General features: G+C 54.6%; 18 protein-coding genes and 1 riboswitch. Of the genes, 10 read left to right on the forward strand and 8 right to left on the reverse strand.

The features are described from left to right. Positions 1-61: 61 nt before the first annotated feature. Together GT409_RS00100 and GT409_RS00105 are read left to right on the forward strand one after the other, a co-directional pair. Positions 62-2,260: an NADP-dependent isocitrate dehydrogenase gene (locus GT409_RS00100; protein WP_160625945.1), complete on the forward strand. Its 2,199-nt coding sequence runs from the start codon at positions 62-64 to the stop codon at positions 2,258-2,260. Positions 2,261-2,606: 346 nt separating this feature from the next. After that, positions 2,607-3,209, forward strand: a complete 603-nt coding sequence (locus tag GT409_RS00105) for a GNAT family N-acetyltransferase (RefSeq protein ID WP_160625946.1) — start codon at positions 2,607-2,609, stop codon at positions 3,207-3,209. A gap of 43 nt (positions 3,210-3,252) precedes the next feature. Here GT409_RS00105 and GT409_RS00110 read toward each other — a convergent pair whose 3' ends face one another. The 3 genes from GT409_RS00110 to folD form a co-directional block, all read right to left on the reverse strand. Beyond that, complete coding sequence (locus tag GT409_RS00110) at positions 3,253-4,485, reverse strand: MFS transporter (RefSeq protein WP_160625947.1); 1,233 nt, start codon at positions 4,483-4,485, stop codon at positions 3,253-3,255. Positions 4,486-4,550: 65 nt separating this feature from the next. Then, positions 4,551-5,678, reverse strand: coding sequence for an LptF/LptG family permease (locus tag GT409_RS00115; RefSeq protein ID WP_160625948.1), 1,128 nt, complete (start codon positions 5,676-5,678; stop codon positions 4,551-4,553). Between the two features lie 3 nt (positions 5,679-5,681). Beyond that, a complete protein-coding gene (gene folD / locus GT409_RS00120) occupies positions 5,682-6,569 on the reverse strand; it encodes a bifunctional methylenetetrahydrofolate dehydrogenase/methenyltetrahydrofolate cyclohydrolase FolD (protein ID WP_160630021.1) in 888 nt (295 codons plus the stop codon). A 71-nt stretch (positions 6,570-6,640) separates the two neighbouring features. Here folD and GT409_RS00125 point away from each other — a divergent pair, with 71 nt between their 5' ends. Both GT409_RS00125 and GT409_RS00130 read left to right on the forward strand, forming a co-directional pair. Beyond that, positions 6,641-6,919, forward strand: a complete 279-nt coding sequence (locus GT409_RS00125; RefSeq protein ID WP_269844958.1) for a DUF167 domain-containing protein — start codon at positions 6,641-6,643, stop codon at positions 6,917-6,919. A gap of 205 nt (positions 6,920-7,124) precedes the next feature. Beyond that, positions 7,125-7,231: riboswitch (SAM-I-IV-variant riboswitch) on the forward strand. A gap of 54 nt (positions 7,232-7,285) precedes the next feature. Beyond that, positions 7,286-8,563 (forward strand): O-acetylhomoserine aminocarboxypropyltransferase/cysteine synthase family protein, encoded by a 1,278-nt coding sequence (locus GT409_RS00130; protein WP_160625950.1) that lies wholly within the window; start codon positions 7,286-7,288, stop codon positions 8,561-8,563. A 20-nt stretch (positions 8,564-8,583) separates the two neighbouring features. Here GT409_RS00130 and GT409_RS00135 read toward each other — a convergent pair whose 3' ends face one another. Beyond that, positions 8,584-9,531: a type I phosphomannose isomerase catalytic subunit gene (locus GT409_RS00135; protein ID WP_160625951.1), complete on the reverse strand. Its 948-nt coding sequence runs from the start codon at positions 9,529-9,531 to the stop codon at positions 8,584-8,586. A gap of 70 nt (positions 9,532-9,601) precedes the next feature. Here GT409_RS00135 and GT409_RS00140 point away from each other — a divergent pair, with 70 nt between their 5' ends. The 6 genes from GT409_RS00140 to GT409_RS00165 all read left to right on the forward strand — a co-directional run bounded on the left by GT409_RS00140 (position 9,602) and on the right by GT409_RS00165 (position 13,785). Then, a complete protein-coding gene (locus tag GT409_RS00140; RefSeq protein ID WP_160625952.1) occupies positions 9,602-9,994 on the forward strand; it encodes a secondary thiamine-phosphate synthase enzyme YjbQ in 393 nt (130 codons plus the stop codon). Beyond that, on the forward strand, positions 9,991-11,145 hold the full coding sequence (locus tag GT409_RS00145) for a tetratricopeptide repeat protein (RefSeq protein WP_160625953.1): 1,155 nt from the start codon (positions 9,991-9,993) through the stop codon (positions 11,143-11,145). The genes GT409_RS00140 and GT409_RS00145 overlap by 4 nt, the downstream gene beginning before the upstream one ends. 103 nt (positions 11,146-11,248) lie before the next feature. Next, a complete protein-coding gene (gene pyrH / locus GT409_RS00150) occupies positions 11,249-11,959 on the forward strand; it encodes a UMP kinase (RefSeq protein WP_160625954.1) in 711 nt (236 codons plus the stop codon). A gap of 26 nt (positions 11,960-11,985) precedes the next feature. Further along, positions 11,986-12,549, forward strand: coding sequence for a ribosome recycling factor (gene frr / locus GT409_RS00155; RefSeq protein ID WP_160625955.1), 564 nt, complete (start codon positions 11,986-11,988; stop codon positions 12,547-12,549). 64 nt (positions 12,550-12,613) lie between these two features. After that, positions 12,614-13,165, forward strand: coding sequence for a flavoprotein (locus GT409_RS00160; protein ID WP_160625956.1), 552 nt, complete (start codon positions 12,614-12,616; stop codon positions 13,163-13,165). Further along, a complete protein-coding gene (locus GT409_RS00165; RefSeq protein WP_160625957.1) occupies positions 13,162-13,785 on the forward strand; it encodes a phosphopantothenoylcysteine decarboxylase domain-containing protein in 624 nt (207 codons plus the stop codon). The genes GT409_RS00160 and GT409_RS00165 overlap by 4 nt, the downstream gene beginning before the upstream one ends. Before the next feature lie 39 nt (positions 13,786-13,824). Here GT409_RS00165 and GT409_RS00170 read toward each other — a convergent pair whose 3' ends face one another. The 4 genes from GT409_RS00170 to GT409_RS00185 are packed head-to-tail and all read right to left on the reverse strand — an operon-like array spanning position 13,825 to position 17,722. After that, a complete protein-coding gene (locus GT409_RS00170) occupies positions 13,825-14,328 on the reverse strand; it encodes a GtrA family protein (protein WP_160625958.1) in 504 nt (167 codons plus the stop codon). Positions 14,329-14,352: 24 nt separating this feature from the next. Beyond that, entirely contained in the window at positions 14,353-15,330 is a 978-nt protein-coding gene (locus GT409_RS00175; protein WP_160625959.1) for a metal-dependent hydrolase, read from the reverse strand. Between the two features lie 2 nt (positions 15,331-15,332). Continuing rightward, positions 15,333-16,661 (reverse strand): tripartite tricarboxylate transporter permease, encoded by a 1,329-nt coding sequence (locus GT409_RS00180; RefSeq protein ID WP_160625960.1) that lies wholly within the window; start codon positions 16,659-16,661, stop codon positions 15,333-15,335. Continuing rightward, a complete protein-coding gene (locus GT409_RS00185) occupies positions 16,658-17,722 on the reverse strand; it encodes an OB-fold nucleic acid binding domain-containing protein (RefSeq protein ID WP_160625961.1) in 1,065 nt (354 codons plus the stop codon). The genes GT409_RS00180 and GT409_RS00185 overlap by 4 nt, the downstream gene beginning before the upstream one ends. Between the last annotated feature and the right edge of the window lie 4 nt (positions 17,723-17,726).

The following is a 17,726-nucleotide window of genomic DNA, read 5'->3' on the forward strand; positions in this document are numbered from 1 at the left end:
GTTGCGTCATTCCTCGAAAAGCGATTTCCTGTCTGTCCTTTTAAAACACACAGGAAATAACATGAGCGAAAAAATCATTTACACGATCACCGACGAAGCCCCGGCACTGGCAACCCAGTCACTGCTGCCGATTGTTCAGGCCTACACCGCCGCCGCCGGCGTTGCAGTTGAAACCCGCGATATTTCCCTTGCAGGACGCATTCTGGCTCAGTTCCCGGATGTGCTGACTGAAGAACAGCGCGTCAGTGATGCTCTCGCCGAACTCGGCGAGCTGACTCTGAAGCCGGAAGCCAATATCATCAAACTGCCGAATATTTCCGCCTCCGTCCCGCAGATGAAAGCCGCCATCAAAGAACTGCAGGATAAAGGATATGCCTTGCCCGACTATGACGATCCGTCCGCCCAGCCCCGTTACGACAAAGTCAAAGGCAGCGCGGTCAATCCGGTTCTGCGCGAAGGCAACTCCGATCGTCGCGCCGCGGCCGCCGTCAAGCAGTACGCCCAAAACAACCCGCACCGCATGGGCGAATGGAGCGCCGATTCAAAATCGCACGTCTCCAGCATGCCCGCCGATGATTTCTTCGGCAACGAACGATCGGTGACCGTTTCCAAGGAAACGATCGCCCGGATCGAGCTTGTCGCAGACAGCGGTGAAGCCGTTGTTCTTAAGGAAAGCCTGCCGCTGCTGGCGGGCGAAGTGCTCGACGGAACCTTTATGAGCGCCAAAGCTCTCGACCGTTTCCTCGCAGAACAGGTTTCCGCCACTAAAGAGGAAGGTACTCTCTTCTCGCTGCATATGAAGGCTACCATGATGAAGGTGTCCGACCCGATCATCTTCGGCCACTGCGTAAAAGTCTTCTTTAAGGAGGTCTTTGAAAAGCACGCCGATACACTCGCTGAACTCGGCGTCGACGTCAAAAACGGGTTTGGCGACCTGCTTGCAAAAACCGCCACCCTGCCCGCCGACCAAAAAGCGGAAATTGAAGCTGACATTGCCGCGGTCTACGAAGCCAACCCCGACATCGCCATGGTCGACTCCGACAAAGGCATCACCAACCTGCACGTTCCAAGCGACGTCATCGTCGACGCCTCCATGCCGGCCGCCATCCGCGCCTCCGGTCAAATGTGGAATAAAGACGGCAAACAGCAGGACACCAATTTTATTATCCCCGACCGCTGCTACGCAGGCATCTACGCCGAAACCATCGACTTCTGCAAAAAGAACGGGGCTTTTGACCCGCGCACCATGGGCACCGTACCGAATGTCGGACTGATGGCGCAGAAAGCGGAAGAATACGGTTCGCACGACAAAACCTTCGAAATTCCACGGCCTGGAAAAGTTCGCGTTATCGATGCCGACGGCAATGTGCTGATGGAACACGCCGTGGAAGCCGGCGACATCTGGCGTGCCTGCCAGGCCAAAGACGCACCGATTCGCGACTGGGTCAAACTGGCCGTCACCCGTGCCCGCGCGACCAACACACCCGCCATTTTCTGGCTCGATGGCAATCGCGCCCACGATGCCGAACTCATCAAAAAGGTGGAAACCTATCTGCAGGACCACGACACTGAAGGACTTGAGATCTACCTCATGCCACCCGCCGAGGCCACCCGATTCACCCTCGAACGCGCCAAAGCCGGGCACGACACGATTTCCGTCACCGGAAACGTTCTGCGCGACTATCTGACCGACCTCTTCCCGATCCTTGAGCTCGGCACCAGCGCCAAAATGCTGTCCATCGTTCCGCTGATGAATGGCGGCGGTCTGTTCGAAACCGGTGCCGGCGGATCTGCACCGAAACACGTCCAGCAGTTCCTTGCGGAAAACCATCTGCGCTGGGACTCGCTCGGCGAGTTCCTCGCCCTCGGCGTATCGCTGGAGCATCTAGCCACCGTCTTTAAAAACGAAAAGGCGCAGGTGCTGGCCGACACTCTCGATGTCGCCAACACAAAATTCCTCGAAGAAAACAAATCTCCGTCGCGCAAAGCGGGCGAGCTCGACAACCGCGGCAGCCACTTCTATCTCGCGCTCTACTGGGCCGAAGCGCTCGCCGCGCAGGATAAAGATGCCGACCTCAAAGCTCGCTTCGCTCCGCTGGCTGAGACACTGACAGCCCATGAAGAAAAAATCGTAGAAGAACTGAATGCGGTTCAGGGGAATCCCGTCGATATTGGCGGTTACTACCGCCCCGACGCCGACCTCATCGCCGCTGCCATGCGCCCGAGCGAAACGTTCAACAGCGCGTTATCTGCGCTGTAATTGAAGGCTTAAAACCTTGGAGGCCCGCACAAACCGTGCGGGCCTTTTTTATTATCGTGTTTTCGAAAAAACTGCAGCCGTTCGCCTGTGGCGAATGAGTCGCCCTCAGGGAGACTGCTGCAAAACAATGATTATCCGGGCGCTATAACGATTTCTGGTCTGCTACAGACACGATGCTCCCGTCATGTTTTCCAAACACCCGGAAGCGATTTTTCAACCTTTGAAAAACACTTCAGCAGAAAGGACCCAAAAAGATTACCTTTTTGATCGTTTTTATATTAATTATCGTCATAATCCTTGTTGTAAAGGGTATCAAGCAAAGGTCATAGAATCGGAGATCCTGAAAATGACGTGTTTAGAACCTTCAATATTGGGGAATTTCTCGAAGCTCCAGCGGTATCTGGCATTCAAAAAGCATCAGATACTCCCCCGCCGACACTGCAGTGCCATTAACCTGAAGATACGGCAGATTAATGAAACGGATACGTCTGCAATCAAAGATCTCGTACGATCATCTTACGGACGAACCCTTGCCGAAGAACTGGAAGATCAAAACCGGGGGCTGACGTCCATCATTGTTGCATGGGTGGACACAATTCCCTGCGGTTATTCATTCGTGTCGTGGAAAGGGCCCCGGGATCCGGAGGTGCGCAGCAAACTCCCCAATATCCCTGAGTTTTACTGTCTCACTGTGATCGAACCGTTTCGATGCAGGGGAATCGGAACGGCCCTGATTGATTTTATGGAGAAAACGGCGCGAAACCAGGGCTTCACACAAATGGGGCTGGGCGTCGCCCATACCAACCTAAGAGCGCATACTTTATACCAGCATCTTGGATACAAGGAAGCCATAGAAGAATACTATGACCGGTATCCATGCCTGGATGAAACAGGGCACCCCAAAGAAGCAGCGGACCTGTGTCGGTTCATGGTTAAGAACCTGGACTAAAAGCCCTACCCCCGTCTTTTACAAAGCTTAAAAAACGGCTCCATTATTCCTTCGGATGACCGGAACAATCCGATCGCGGACAGATCTTTCTTTCCATACCGACCAGCAGCGCTATCACTGCGAAACAGAACGGAACCAGATAAAAGGCCGGCCCGAGTCCGGCTCCCATATTTCCGAGCAATCCCATCAAAAAAGTAAACACGCCGCAACCGGGAATCCCGGCACAGGAAAGCAGAATGAAGAGCATGGTGGTATCTGCATGCGGAATCCGATCCGCACAAAAGCTTTGAATGCTTGGCCACAGAGGCGCAGTACAGATACCGGCAATAAACAGCAGAATAAAAAGGCTGACAAGTCCGGCTTGCATTGGGAAAAGCAGCGTAATCGGAATCGCAATAACGGAAGATCCGAGGATCAAACGCCGCAGATGATGCTGATGAAGCAGCCATCCCCACCCCATGCGCCCCGCCATCATTCCGGCAGCAAACAGAGCGGTTCCCGCACCGCCGGCCCATGCCGTGGAACCAAAGTGAAGCTGAATATAGCTCGCGCTCCAGAAGGTGAGACAAAACTCCGCGCCCCCCGCAAAAAACATCGCAAAGAAGAAAACCCAGAAACGCGGGATGCGAAGAATATCGACCATCTGTTTATGAACATGACTCCAATGCAGCGGCTCGGTATGATCAGGAACCTGCTGCCCCCGTTTGGATGGTCGTAAAAGAAGAAAGCCCGGAATCAAAGAAAACAGAGCCACAGCACCGGTCAGTATCCGCCAGGAAACGCCCGCAGAGAGCAAAGCGCCCGCCAACAGCACCGTAATCAAAATTCCAATAGACCAGAAACTGTGTGAAAAATTGATGTACCGGCCAGGCTCCTTGGGATGCAAGTCCTGAACAAGCGGGGTTGCCAGTCCTTCAATAGTGCCTTCTCCAAACCCGGCAACTGCCAGCGCCAGAAAAAGGATCCCATATACCGGCGAAACAGCACACAGCCCAACACCGGCCCCCATCAGCAGCACTGACCAACCGAATACACGGCGTTTTCCCCAGCGGCCCGCGGCAAACCCGCTCAGAAGGAGCGCCAGGACCATCGGAAGCGTCCGGGCGATCTGCAGCGCTCCGCCGGCGGTCATGCCGCCGTCTTCGAGCGAAAACCCCAGATCACGGGCCAACCGAACAAGCACAACGGGAATAATGACCGAACCGGCGGCATAGGTGGAAAAACTGCTGAATACCGCACAGTCATACCGTCCCAGATTCATCTGCCTGAATTTCACGTTGCGCTCTCCAATAAGGATATTTCATTAAGAAACATCAGCTCCATACCACCACCTGCCTAAAATCAGCCGGAACGATGGATCAGGACAAATCCGAGAATCTGGGTAGCAACCAGCGGCAGCCAGAGAATCAGGTTGGGATGCAGGCCCGGATAATCAGCCAGTGCTTTAGCGATCACAATGAAAATATAGTAGGCAAATACAATTCCAAGACTCATCACCATGCCGATCGAAGTCTCTTTGCGATGCGATTTAACCCCAAGCGGAATTCCAATCAGCATAAACGTAAAACAGGCCATTGCTATTGAGATTCGCCGATTGGCCTCAATCATCAACTTGCAGCGCTGAACGGCCTGGTCGGCCTCAGAGAGCATTGGAAAATCCTTCTTGACATTGCGGATATTGTCGATCAGCTGCGACGTCGTCATATAACTGTGCTTAACCCGAATTTTATCATCCTTCAGCAGCTCCTTGAAATCGAGAGGGGGAAGCTGAACATAACGGAACGGGGTATAGGTGGTTTTGGAAATGTCATGTGGATCATCGAGATCCGGAGTCTCCATACTGCCGTCATAGAGCCGCACCCGGAGAATCTTATTGACGTCATCGGCTTCAATCTCACCGCGTTTCGCACGAAGACTGCGTTTCACCTGCCCGTCGTCAGACAGCTCATAAGCGACCACATCCTTCACTTCGTGACCGTTTTTTCTGCCGACATAAATCAGCAGTCCGGGAAACTCCCTGATGAACCGGCCCTCTTCCAGCAGATTGATCGGCTCATCCACACCGGCAGAGCTCAACAGCCGTTTATTCGCATATTTCGCCTGGGGAGCCACTTCGTTATTGATGTAAACACAAATGCCGCTCAACAGAACAGAAAGCACAATCAGAGGAGCCACCACCTGCCACAAGCTGAGCCCGCAGGCCTTCATGGCGCTGATTTCACTGTCCATCGACAGCCGCCCGAAAAGCAGCAATGCGGCAAACAGGATGCTGATCGGCATCGAAAAGGACAGGATATAAGGAACGTTCTGAAAAAAGAAACGAACAATCAGCATCGGAGAAATTCCGCGAGCCATCAGGTCCACAGCCTTCACCATTGCACCGATCGTCATCACAAATGTGATCAGACCAAGAGCCGTTAAAAAGATGACCAGATAGTCAAAAAGGAGATAACGGTTCAACACACGCATAGATTACTCCGCACCGTGCGCACGCACAGCAGATTCGACGGTATTGGCCAGAAGCATCGTGATGGTCATCGGGCCGACGCCGCCGGGAACCGGAGTAATGGCCGACGCCTTTTCGGCCACGGCATCAAAATCCACATCGCCGCAGAGACGGTATCCCCGCTTTTTCGAGGCATCCTCCACACGGTTTACCCCCACATCAATCACCACGGCACCCTCTTTGACCATATCGGCCGTCACCGTATCAGGGCGACCAACAGCGGCAACCACAATATCGGCCTGCCGGGTCAGCTCCGCCATGTTTTTAGTGCCGGTATGACACATCGTCACCGTCGCATTGCCAAGATCACTCTTCTGGCTGAGCAGATTCACCAGCGGACGACCAACAATATTGCTGCGGCCAATCACCACGACATGTGCACCGCGGGTTTCGATTCCGGAACGCTTCAGAATCTGCAGCACTCCGTGCGGCGTGCAAGGCAGGAATGCCGGCAGCCCGAGCATCATGCGCCCGACATTCACCGGGTGAAATCCATCGACATCCTTCTCCGGAACAATTTCTTCAATCACCGACTGCTCCATCGACGAATCAGGAAGCGGCAACTGCACCAGAATGCCGTTGATCTTTTCATCCGCATTAAATTTCCGAACCACGCCTAGAATTTCATCATGGGTAGCATCTGCCGGCAGTTTTACCTCTTCAGAATAAATGCCAGCCTCTTCGCAGGCCCGCTCCTTGGCAGTCACATACGACCGGGACGCCGGATCCTCACCGACCAGCAGCACCCCGAGCCCCGGGACAATCCCCTGCTCTCTTAATTCACTCACCCGGGTTTTCAGTTCTGCCCGAATTTCCGCTGAAATTGCTTTGCCATCCAGAATCTTTGCCACAATGCTTTCTCCGATTTCGTTTAAAAGATTCAGGTTTCTAACGTAATGCTCAAACGGTTTCAATTATGGAATGGATGAATGAAACATCGAAAGGACTGGAAGTGCGCGTACGCGCCGTTCCGCGCGCGTCGAAAAACGAAATCCAGGGCATTCACGACGGCGCAGTAAAAATCCGGCTGACCACGCCTCCGGTCGACGGAAAAGCCAATCAGGCACTCATCAAATTCCTGAGCAAAACCCTGAAGCTGTCCAAATCACAGATCGAACTCCTGCAGGGAGATACCAGCCGGCACAAAACCCTGCGCATCAGCGGAATCAGCCCCGCCGAACTGCAATCCCGACTGAAGCTGTGATCGTTTCATACATTAAATGTATGGGATATTTTCTGTTTCCAAAGTTTGGAAAATCAAACAAAAACAGGCTTATTCCGCCTCCAAATACTGGAAAAACGACCTCCTGATTTCACCGCCCGCAGACACAAACACACAAACTGTGATTATTTTTCTAATATTTTTCACAACAGGAGTTGACTCCGCCCAAAAAAAAGGTATGTTGCATTCCAAGCATTGAGAGAGGCGCAGGTAATGTGCCCGGCAACCTGACAACAAAGGTGCCTGCCTTGCACAAGGCGATGCGCCCCGGACCGGGGAAAGTTGGAAGCGCCTCGCCGCCCCTCTCTCAAACGCTTTAAAACAAGTAAAAGAAATGAGAGGGAAATCATGAGTAACAAAGCAGAAACACTGGCGCTCCACGCGGGCTACACGCCAGAACCGACCACAGGCAGCTGTGCGGTTCCCGTTTATCGCACCAGCTCTTATGTCTTCAAAGACACAGAGCACGCAGCGAATCTGTTCGGCCTCAAAGAGCTGGGCAACATCTACACCCGCCTCATGAATCCCACCACGGATGTCCTTGAGCAACGGGTCGCCGCACTTGAAGGCGGCGCCGGCGCGCTTGCCGTCGCCTCCGGAACGGCCGCCATCTTCTACAGCATCATCAACCTCGCCCAGGCCGGTGATGAAATTGTGGCATCGAGCAACCTCTACGGCGGAACCTACACGCAGTTCAACAACATCCTGCCGCAGCTCGGTATCACCGTAAAATTTGTCGACCCGTCCAACCCGCAGAACTTTGCGGAGGCCATTACCGATAAAACCAAGGCCCTCTACACCGAGACCATCGGCAACCCGTCGCTCGACGTCTCCGACATCGAGGCGATCTCCGAAATCGCGCATAGCAACGGGCTGCCGCTGATTGTCGACGGAACCTTTACCACCGCCGCACTGCTGCGCCCGATTGAGCACGGCGCGGACATTGTCGTCTCCTCGCTCACTAAATGGTACGGCGGACACGGCAACGGTATCGGCGGCATCGTGGTTGATTCCGGAAAATTCAACTGGGCGGCGGGCAAACACCCCCTGCTCTCCGAACCGGACGAAAGCTATCACGGTATCCGCTACGCCATCGACCTGCCCGACGAACTCCGTCCACTGGCCTACATTCTGCGCATGAGGCTCGTACCGCTGCGCAATCTCGGCGCATGCATCTCGCCGGACAATGCATGGCAGTTCCTGCAGGGAATTGAAACCCTTCCCCTGCGTATAAAGCGTCACAGCGACAACGCGCTGGCCGTCGCCAAATTCCTGGAAAAGCAGGACGAGGTCGAGTGGGTCCGCTATCCCGGACTCCACAGCCACCCATCGCACAAAGTCGCCAAAAAGCTGCTTAAAGACGGGTATGGCGCCACGGTTGTCTTCGAACTAAAAGGCGGCGAAGCCGTCGGCCGGAAGTTTATTGAAAATCTCAAGGTCTTCTCACATCTCGCCAATGTCGGCGATGCGAAGAGCCTTGCGATTCATCCGGCCAGCACAACCCACTCACAACTGACCGAAGAGCAACAGGCATCCGGTGGCATTACCCCCGGCCTCGTCCGCCTTTCTGTCGGCATCGAAAACATTGAAGACCTGCTTGATGATATCAACCAGGCCCTGAAATAAGCCCCGCGTGCGCCACCATTTTACGGAATGGTGGTGCACAGGACAGTCATGGCATCTTCGGGAATAATTTCGAAGTCGCCAAGGGCGGCGGGAACGAGCCATGACTGTCCGAGAAACAGCTTTTCTTCGCCGTCGGACCAGCGGATGATTCCTTCGCCGCCGGCGATGAACAGCGCCTGGAAACTTTTTCCAAGGTTTGGAAACGCGGTTTCTTCGCTCAGCTCGTGGCGGTCCAGCTGGAAGTATTCACAGCTCTGAATGGTGGTTCCGTGCACATCGCAGTGCGGATCGCCGTTGTTTTCCCAGTCGATCACCTGCAGGGCTTTGTCGATATGGAGCTCGCGCGAGTTGCCGTTGGCATCCGTGCGGTCCCAGTCGTACAGGCGATACGTCGTGTTGGAGTTCTGCTGAATCTCAAGAATCAGGCAGCCGGTTCCGATGGCATGAACCCGGCCGCCGGGAACAAATACCGCTTCGCCCGGCTCTGCCGGAATGATCTGCAGGATGTCAGCAAAGGTTTTGTCTTCCATGGCTTTCAGGAATTCTTCTTTACCGATTCCGGGCTTTAGACCGCAGTAGATGTTCGCATCGGCATCGCCTTCGAGAAAATACCACATTTCCGTCTTGGGCTGGCCGTCAACTTCTGCGGCGTTGCCGTCGTTGGGGTGCACCTGCACGCTGAGTTTGTCGCGCGCATCGATCAGCTTGATCAGCAGCGGGAAGTCATCGCCTTTCACATGGCTCCCCAGAATCTCATCTTTACGCTCCGGAAGCAGATCGCCGAGCGTTTTTCCGGCCAGCGGGCCGTTGGCGATGACGGTTGCACCGTCTGGATGCGTAGAAATTTCCCACGATTCCGCATAAACGCCCTCGGGCATATCGCGCTTAAAGATTTTCGGAATGCGATCTCCGCCCCACAGGTAATCTTTGTAAACGGGCGTGAAACGCAGCGGGTAAAGCTTGTCCATGATTGTTTTCCTCGGTTTTGAAAAATTTAAACTGGCTTCGTCGTTATGGATGTTTAGAGTCAAGCTAAGCATGAACGAGATTAGCGTCCAGTCAAATTCCCGCACTGATTTCATCGACATCACCGATGCCGTCCAGAAGTTCGTTCTGGAAACCGGTTTTCGCGATGGCGTTGTCACGGTGTTCATACCCCACACCACCGCAGGCGTCACCATCAACGAGAACGCCGACCCCGATGTAACGAACGACCTCGAAATGGTTCTCGACCGCGTCGTGCCATGGACCGACGGCTATGCCCATTTCGAGGGCAACACGGCCGCCCACATGAAAGCGAGCATGATGGGCTCTTCGGCACAGGTGATGGTTGAAAACGGTCGACTCTGTCTCGGCACATGGCAAAGCATTTATTTCTGCGAATTTGACGGCCCGCGCTCCCGCCACGTCTGGCTGAAGGAGACCGCATGAACCCCCGTCATTTCAAATGGATTCTGCCCGCCGTACTGATTGTCGTTCTGTTTTTCGGCTGCGGTCGCCGCCCGGGCGAAAAGCTGTATTATGACGCACTGGCACAGTGGGACGACGGCAATCTGGTTCGAGCCCGCACCCTGCTCGAAAAATCCATCCGACGCCGCACCGGCAGCACTGAAAATGCGGATGCCTATAACCGCCTCGGCCTGCTGCTTTGGGAAATGGGTGAACTGAAAGACGCCGTACCCGCATTCAACGAAAGTCTGCGCATTGATTCCGACCAATATCCGGTCCTCTGCAACCTGGGAGTTGCACTGAGCGCCACCCAGGATTTTACCGGAGCGGAACGTGCTTTCCGGGAAGCCGCACTGCTGGAACCCGACAATCCGCAACCGCTGGCCTTTGCCGGCGTTGTCTACGCCCAAAACGGCAAATGGCAGGACGCCGCACGCAACCTGAGCAAAGCGCTCCGCCGAACACCGAATGACCCTCAACTGCAAACCGCCATGGCCCTGGCCGAGCTGCAGACTCGCGGACCAGAGGCCGCGATACAACGACTGCGCACCGTCACCCGACAAAAACCGGATTATGCTCCCGCCCTGTTCAATCTAGGCTCGATCTGTCGCTATCAGGCTCGAAATCCGGCCGAGGCCAAAGTCTGGTTTGAACGCTACTTGAAACAGTCATCCGGCATTGATGCCTTCTCCGCGTTTGCCCGCACCCAGCTGCAAGCTCTGCAGGAACCGGCAACGGCCCCGAAACTTTCCTATACCCCGCCAAAGACCCGCGATCGCAAAACCGCACAAACCTACTTTGGGCAGGCCGTAACCCTTCATCGTGCCGGCAAAACCGCCGAAGCTATCCAGCAGTATATTCGTGCCGTCGAAGCCGACGACAGCTACGAGCGCGCCTTCTACAACCTTGGACTGGCCTATTACTCCGCCGGAAAAATGGAGCTCGCCGGCGAAGCCTTCACCCGGGCGGTCCAGCTCAACCCTGCCTACGTGGAGGCCCGCTACAATCTGGCGTTAGTCGATCACTATCATCTGGGCCGCACCACACAGGCCGTTCGGGAACTCGAAACTGTGCTTTCCCAGAAACCGGATTATCAGCCCGCGATCGACCTGCTGACCCGCATCCGGCAATGATTTCCAAAGATGAGAAAAACCACCGGTCATTTTTCCATCCTTTGGAAATTGTCAGCAGTAATTCATTTTTTTATGGTTTGCCGAACCACTTGAGAGGAATTAGATGAAATACAGACGCATTTTGCTCAAACTCAGCGGAGAGGCCCTGCAAAACAGAGAAAAAGGCCTTAGCATTGACCCCGAAATCCTTGCCAGCATCAGCCGGCAATTTAAAGAATTAATCAAAGAAGGTGCCGAAATCGCCGTGGTCGTCGGAGGCGGCAACATCTTCCGCGGTCTGGCTGGAGAAAAAGGCGGAACCGACCGCACCACCGGCGACTCCATGGGAATGCTCGCCACCTGTATCAACGCACTCGCCTTGCAGTCGGCCCTGGAAAATGCAGGCGTTGAAACCCGCGTACAGACTGCTATCAGCATGCCGGCTGTCGCAGAACCGTTCATCCGCCGCAAAGCCATGCGCCATCTGGAAAAAGGCCGCGTGGTCATTTTCGGTGCCGGCACCGGAAACCCCTACTTCACCACCGACAGCGCCGCAGCCCTGCGCGCATCGGAAATCAACGCCGACGTGCTGATGAAGGCCACCAAAGTTGACGGAATTTATACTGCCGACCCGGTTGTAGATCCGAATGCAGTGCGCTACGATAAGGTTTCGTATGCAGAAGCTCTGAACAAGCAGCTCAAAATCATGGATGCTGCCGCCTTCTCACTCTGCATGGAAAACGACATCCCGATTGTCGTATTCAACTTTTTCAAAGACGGTGAGATCCTGCGGGTATTTCGCGGCGAAGATGCCGGAACGCAGGTCAGTCACTGACCAATAAATTGACGAAGGAGAGTATTATGGAATCAAGTACTGAAGTTCTGTTGGCAGCTGAAGATAAAATGAACAAATGCGTGGAGTTCCTGCAGCAGGAACTGGCCGGACTGCGCACCGGAAAAGCCAGCCCGAGCCTGGTGGAAAACATTACAGTCGATTACTACGGAAGCGCCAGCCGCCTGCGTGATATCGCCAACATCTCCACCCCCGAGCCACGCCTGATCGTAATCAGCCCGTTCGACCCCTCTTCGCTGGGAACCATCGAAAAGGCCATCATCGCCGCCAACATCGGAATCACTCCGATGAACGACGGACGTCTCATCCGCGTTCCGATCCCGGAACTGAGTGAAGAGCGCCGCAAAGATCTCGTCAAGGTCGCAGGCCGCACCACCGAAGAACAGCGTGTCGCTGTTCGCAACGTTCGCCGAGAAGCCAACGACCTGCTGAAATCTCTGGAGAAAAACAGCAAGATCAGCGAAGACGACCGCGACGAAAGTCTCGAGGAAGTCCAGAAGCTGACCGATACCCATATCAAGAAAATGGACCAAATGCTCTCCGCTAAAGAAACGGAAGTGATGGCGGTCTAGAGAGAACGGTGAACGATGGATTCTGAAAGATGAATCCTGGTAACACTTTCATTTTTCATACTTCATGAAAAAAATCCTCATAGGAGTCACCGGCGGCATTGCGGCCTACAAGGCCGCAAGTGTCGTCAGTGCACTGAAACAGGCAGGACACGATGTGCAGGTGGCCATGACGCCTGCCGCCTGCCGGTTCGTCACTCCGCTCACGTTTGCGGCACTGTCACAAAAGGAAGTCCGCACCGAACTGTTCCCGGCACATCCCTCTTCGGAAAAGGGACAACTCTACCCTCACCTCTATCCGGCCACCGAAGCCGACCTGTTTGCTGTGCTGCCCGCCACCGCCGACATCATCGGCAAATTTGCATACGGTTTCGGCGACGATATCGTCTCGGCCTCCGCCCTCTCTCTTTCCGCCGACTGCCCCAAGCTCTTCTGTCCGGCCATGAACACACAGATGTGGGGAAATCCGGTCGTACAGGAAAATGTCCAGAGATTGGAAAAACGCGGGTGGATGCGCATCGGCCCCGCAGAAGGCCTCATGGCCTGCGGCACCACCGGTGCCGGACGCATGGCCGAACCCAGCACCATCATCCAGACGATTCTTCAGGCGCTGGCATGAAAAAAGTTTTGATACTCTCCGGCCCGACCCACGAATACTTTGATCCGGTCCGTTTTATCGGCAACGCCAGCTCCGGAAAAATGGGAAAAGCCCTCGCCGAAGAAGCATTGAAACGCGGCATGGATGTCGAATTCATTTCCGGCCCGGTCTCCGAAACAAACCTCCCCTCCCTTGGCAAACAAATCATCCGTGTAACCGGTGCCGAAGAGATGCTGGCCGCTGCACAGGAAAAATTTATCGAAACCGATCTTATTATTTTCGCGGCGGCGGTCGCAGATTTCCAACCCTTGGAAAAATCAGTCGAAAAGTTTCCAAAGGTTGGAAACAATATTTCGATTGAGCTCAAACCGACGCCCGACGTCGCAGCAACCCTGTGCGCAGACAAAAGGGATAACCAGATCGCCATCGGCTTTGCGCTTCAAACGCATGACGGCGAAGCCAAAGCCAGAGAGAAACTGACGAAAAAAAACCTCAACGGTATCGTGCTCAACACCCCCGCCACCCTCGGCGCCGAAAACGGACTGTTCACATGGATCGATTTCCAAACCATGGAAGACTGGGGATCCCTCGGCAAAGCCGACTGCGCTCGGAATATTTTTGAAAAAATCTGTACGCGCTGACGGGAGGGGTGCGCTCCGCCGCACCCGTCTCTGGAAGAGTTATCCATGAAAGATGAAGAACTTGCGGCCGGTGTAGTTGATGAGCAATGCGGCGATGGCAGCGCAGGCATAGGAATAAGTGGTATCGAAGCCGGCAAAACGGATCAGCAGGTCACCGGCTGCTGTTCCGAGAAAAAAGGCGACGGTTGACACGGCGTAGAACAGAATCAGCTCATGGTGGCGCTTGTGCTTGCCTGCCTTGAAGACAAACAGGACGTTGAGCACATATGCCGTAAAGTTGGAAAACATGAAGCAGATGACTTTGTCGATCCAGTAGTTGCGCAGGCGAACGGCCTCAGTCACTTCACGAATATCCAGATTCATCAGCCCGAGAAGCCTGGTGAACGGATCACTTTCGGTCAGTGCCGGAAAAACCAGCCATGCAAACAGAAAAAAGACCGACATATCCACCACAGTGGCGATTCCACCGCACATGCCGTATTTAATGAACTGCACGAAATGATTGTCTTTGTCGTTCAGGAAAGAAAAAATCAGTTTTCTCATAAGCGGTCAGTGTACAGGACCAGATTAAATATTCCACTCCGTTGTCTGTGTTTCAGGTTCACTTCCATCTATGCGCACCAACAGCTGGTGCAGGACTCCGAACACGGCGAATGGAATCACCATGGCGTACATCATCAGGCGAATGAAGCCGAAGTGATACAGCGGGTTTTCAACAGCCATGTAGATGTTCCAGAAAATGAGAAGACAGCAGAACCAGACGCCAACAAAATTGGGAAAGGCGTCGCCGGAATGCATCATTTTAAAACCAGGCAACCGTTTTTTCGTAAACGGAAAGAGAATATTGGAACCCATATGCCCCATCTGGTCTTCGATTACGTGAACCATATAAGCCCCGGCAATAACGACTCCGGCTTTCCACGTCCAGATGGAAGCCATCCCCGCCAGAGCCAGTCCTACCGTTAGAGAGTGCGACCAGTTTCGGTGCCAAGGAAGAAAGTCGACATCCACCTCCCCGGCTTCATTGCGCTGAAACGCGAAACTGGGACCGTCAAAGATATCGACGGTATAGGTCGTCTCGCAACTCTGCAGGATCGGCGCGTTAAACTTTGCGACACCAACGGATCGCGGCTCGGGCAGCGAGTCGGGTTGCGGCACCTGGCCGGTGCTGACAATCGGTCCGAACTGCACGCGCACCTCTCCGGCTTCCGGATCAATTCTGACGCGATACTGCCGCCAGTTATCTGCGTCCATTTTGATCGTCGCCAGTTTGAGCGTGGTGCGCCGGCCTTCTGCAGCCAGCAAAACGGCTTTGGCGACAGCGTCGGCGACCGGCTGCGGATCAAGCTGGTCGGGGTGCGGTTCAATCTGGATATCGTGGCTGTAGAAGAAGCGGTAGAACTTAAAATCCACTGTATCGGGAAGGATGCCGGCCACCGCGCCGAGAATAAAATACGCCGGATTGCCATTCTGGGCAGTCTCTACAGCCCACGGGCAAAATGAGGCTACCGTGACTCCGGATATAAAATGGGCGATGCCTTTCATAATCAGAGGAGTCCCAAAAATGCGGCGATGGGTTCGCCCATGCCGGACATGTTGCAGGCGATCGGAAGCAGCAGGATGCCGAGGCAGTTGAGGCGGCGCGACCCGAACAGTACGGGAATGAGGCCGATACCGGTGCCGACGACCATGACAAACAGACCGATCCCACCGGTCATTGAAAAAACAAGCGCAACGATGATTCCCAACGCGACAATTGAAATCAAACGATAGTCCACTTTCTTCATGAGCTTGAGCATCCATTTGGTGAGCGGGGACATCAGAAGGAAGGACAGTCCGCCGGCGAGAGCGATAGACCCGAGTGCGAGATAATAATCGCCCCATGTTTTCGGCGTGTAGAGTCCTTTTATGATCCATGCGCCGCCACCGCGGGTGAGGAACAGCCCCGGCACAAAAAAGAGCATGAGAGCGCCGGCATAGTAGACCACTTTGGAAACGCCCTGAGACATCAGGAAGACCCGTTCGTCCCGCTGGGCTGTGGCGTGCCCGGCCAGCAGTCCGCCCACCCCGCCGGTCACGACCGGAAAGAATGCGGCAAAGCCGCCTCCGATGCCGCCGGCGATGCCACCGCGCAGCAGCAGGTCTCCGTTGATGTTCAGCGTGTCGCGCACGTACTGCTTCGGAACGTTCGCTCCGCAGAGCACGTTGAGCAGGCACCACGGAATCGCGAACAGGCCGACAAAAGCAGGCATGATGTTCTGGAAAGCATTGTCGATATCAATCGGCGCACGGTAGAGCAGCAGAAAGCCGAACAGTCCGGAAAGAATGAATGTGAAAATTCCGGCGCTGAGCGTGGACCAGGCGTCGGCGAATTTCGGCCAGCCGGCAGGACCGCAGGTACCGCCCTTCGGCCATTCAGTCATCAGAATAAATGTGATAATGACCCACAAAATCCAGTGCATATGCGGAGCAAACACATTGCGAGCAACCGGCAGGAATTTCGGAGCGAACGGCGCCACGATAAACACGAGTATGAACAGACCGATCAGACTGCCCGCGCCAATGATCATTGCGCCTTCGTAACCACGCCCGGTCATCAGATATTTCTGCCCCGGCAGCACGGTAAAGATGGCACTTTCGTCCGGCGCGCCGAGAAGGACCGAAGGAATGGTATTGAGCACGGACCAGCCGACGACAAGCCCGATCATGAACGGCAGATATAGTTCCGGAACGACCGCCATCCCAATACTCTGCATTTTATAGATAAGCAACACCGCCAAACCCATCACGTTATAAATGTGAAGTCCCGGCAAAACAGCCAGAAAACAGGCCAGCGCCGTTCCGGCCAGCACTGAAAGTGCTGCCACGACGATCATTCGTTCATCTCCACGCTGAATGCACCAATATTTTCTGGAATCAGTTCGAGAGTTCCTTTGTAGGCAACCAGCGGCGCTGTCACCCGCAACCTCACGCCTTCTTCGAGCGCGTCACGTTCTTCTCCGGACACTTTTTTATCCCAGAACAGAACAGCCATATCGCCGGTTTCATCGCGAATGGGATAGCATACTCCACCGGGAATGGAGCGCGGTTCGCCAAGTGTTCCGGTGACTGTAAAAACAGCTCCTTCCTGCTCGGCTCTAATGTCGGCAATCGATGCCTTAATCGGCATCTGTGCCTCGGGCACTTCATGCAGATCCGCGTCGTCCCATACTTTCAACTGCACCTTGCCTTTATAAACATCCACCTTGCCGGATGCGCTGATTATTTTTCCAGGCATCGGAAGAGTTTTTTCCAATTTCTGAAAAACCTTGTCCCAAAAGACAACCTCCAGTTCTGCGCCGTCCCGTTCCAGCGTCAGCACATAGGGAGCTTTCGAGCCGGGACCCGGGATTTGAATATTTCTGAGTGTTCCGACGATCGAAATCCGTTCATCTTTCTGCGCGGCGGACACCTCCGCCAGCGGCACCGGGTTCAACATGATTGCAGAGGATGTATCTGAACGTTTGCGCTGCAAGATCATCTGGTCGGCAGACTGCATCCGGAGTTTAATCTCCTGATCCGCGCTGACGCTGAGACTGCCGGCCACTTCGACCCGATCGCCGACATACGGCAGGCGGCCCGCACGCTGGAGGGCTTCGGCCTGCGCCCGCCCCCCCATGACGGCGATGTCCCCGCTACCGTCGTTCAGGGTAAAAACAACTCCACCGGATTTGAATACGTAGGCGTCGCGAATGACCTCGCCGGTGATACGCACATAGGCAAAGTTCATGGCCGGATTGATTTCCGCCACCTTTACCACAGGAATATCGCGATGGATGGAATAGAAATAGAGCAGGATCAGGCCCGCCACAGCCAAGATAACCGAAGCCAATTGAAGCACCCGCACTCGAAGCGGACGTTTTACCTGCGGACCGTAAACCGGGTAATCATCACCCATCCTG

This window comes from Tichowtungia aerotolerans (genome assembly GCF_009905215.1).
Lineage (GTDB): Bacteria > Verrucomicrobiota > Kiritimatiellia > Kiritimatiellales > Tichowtungiaceae > Tichowtungia > Tichowtungia aerotolerans.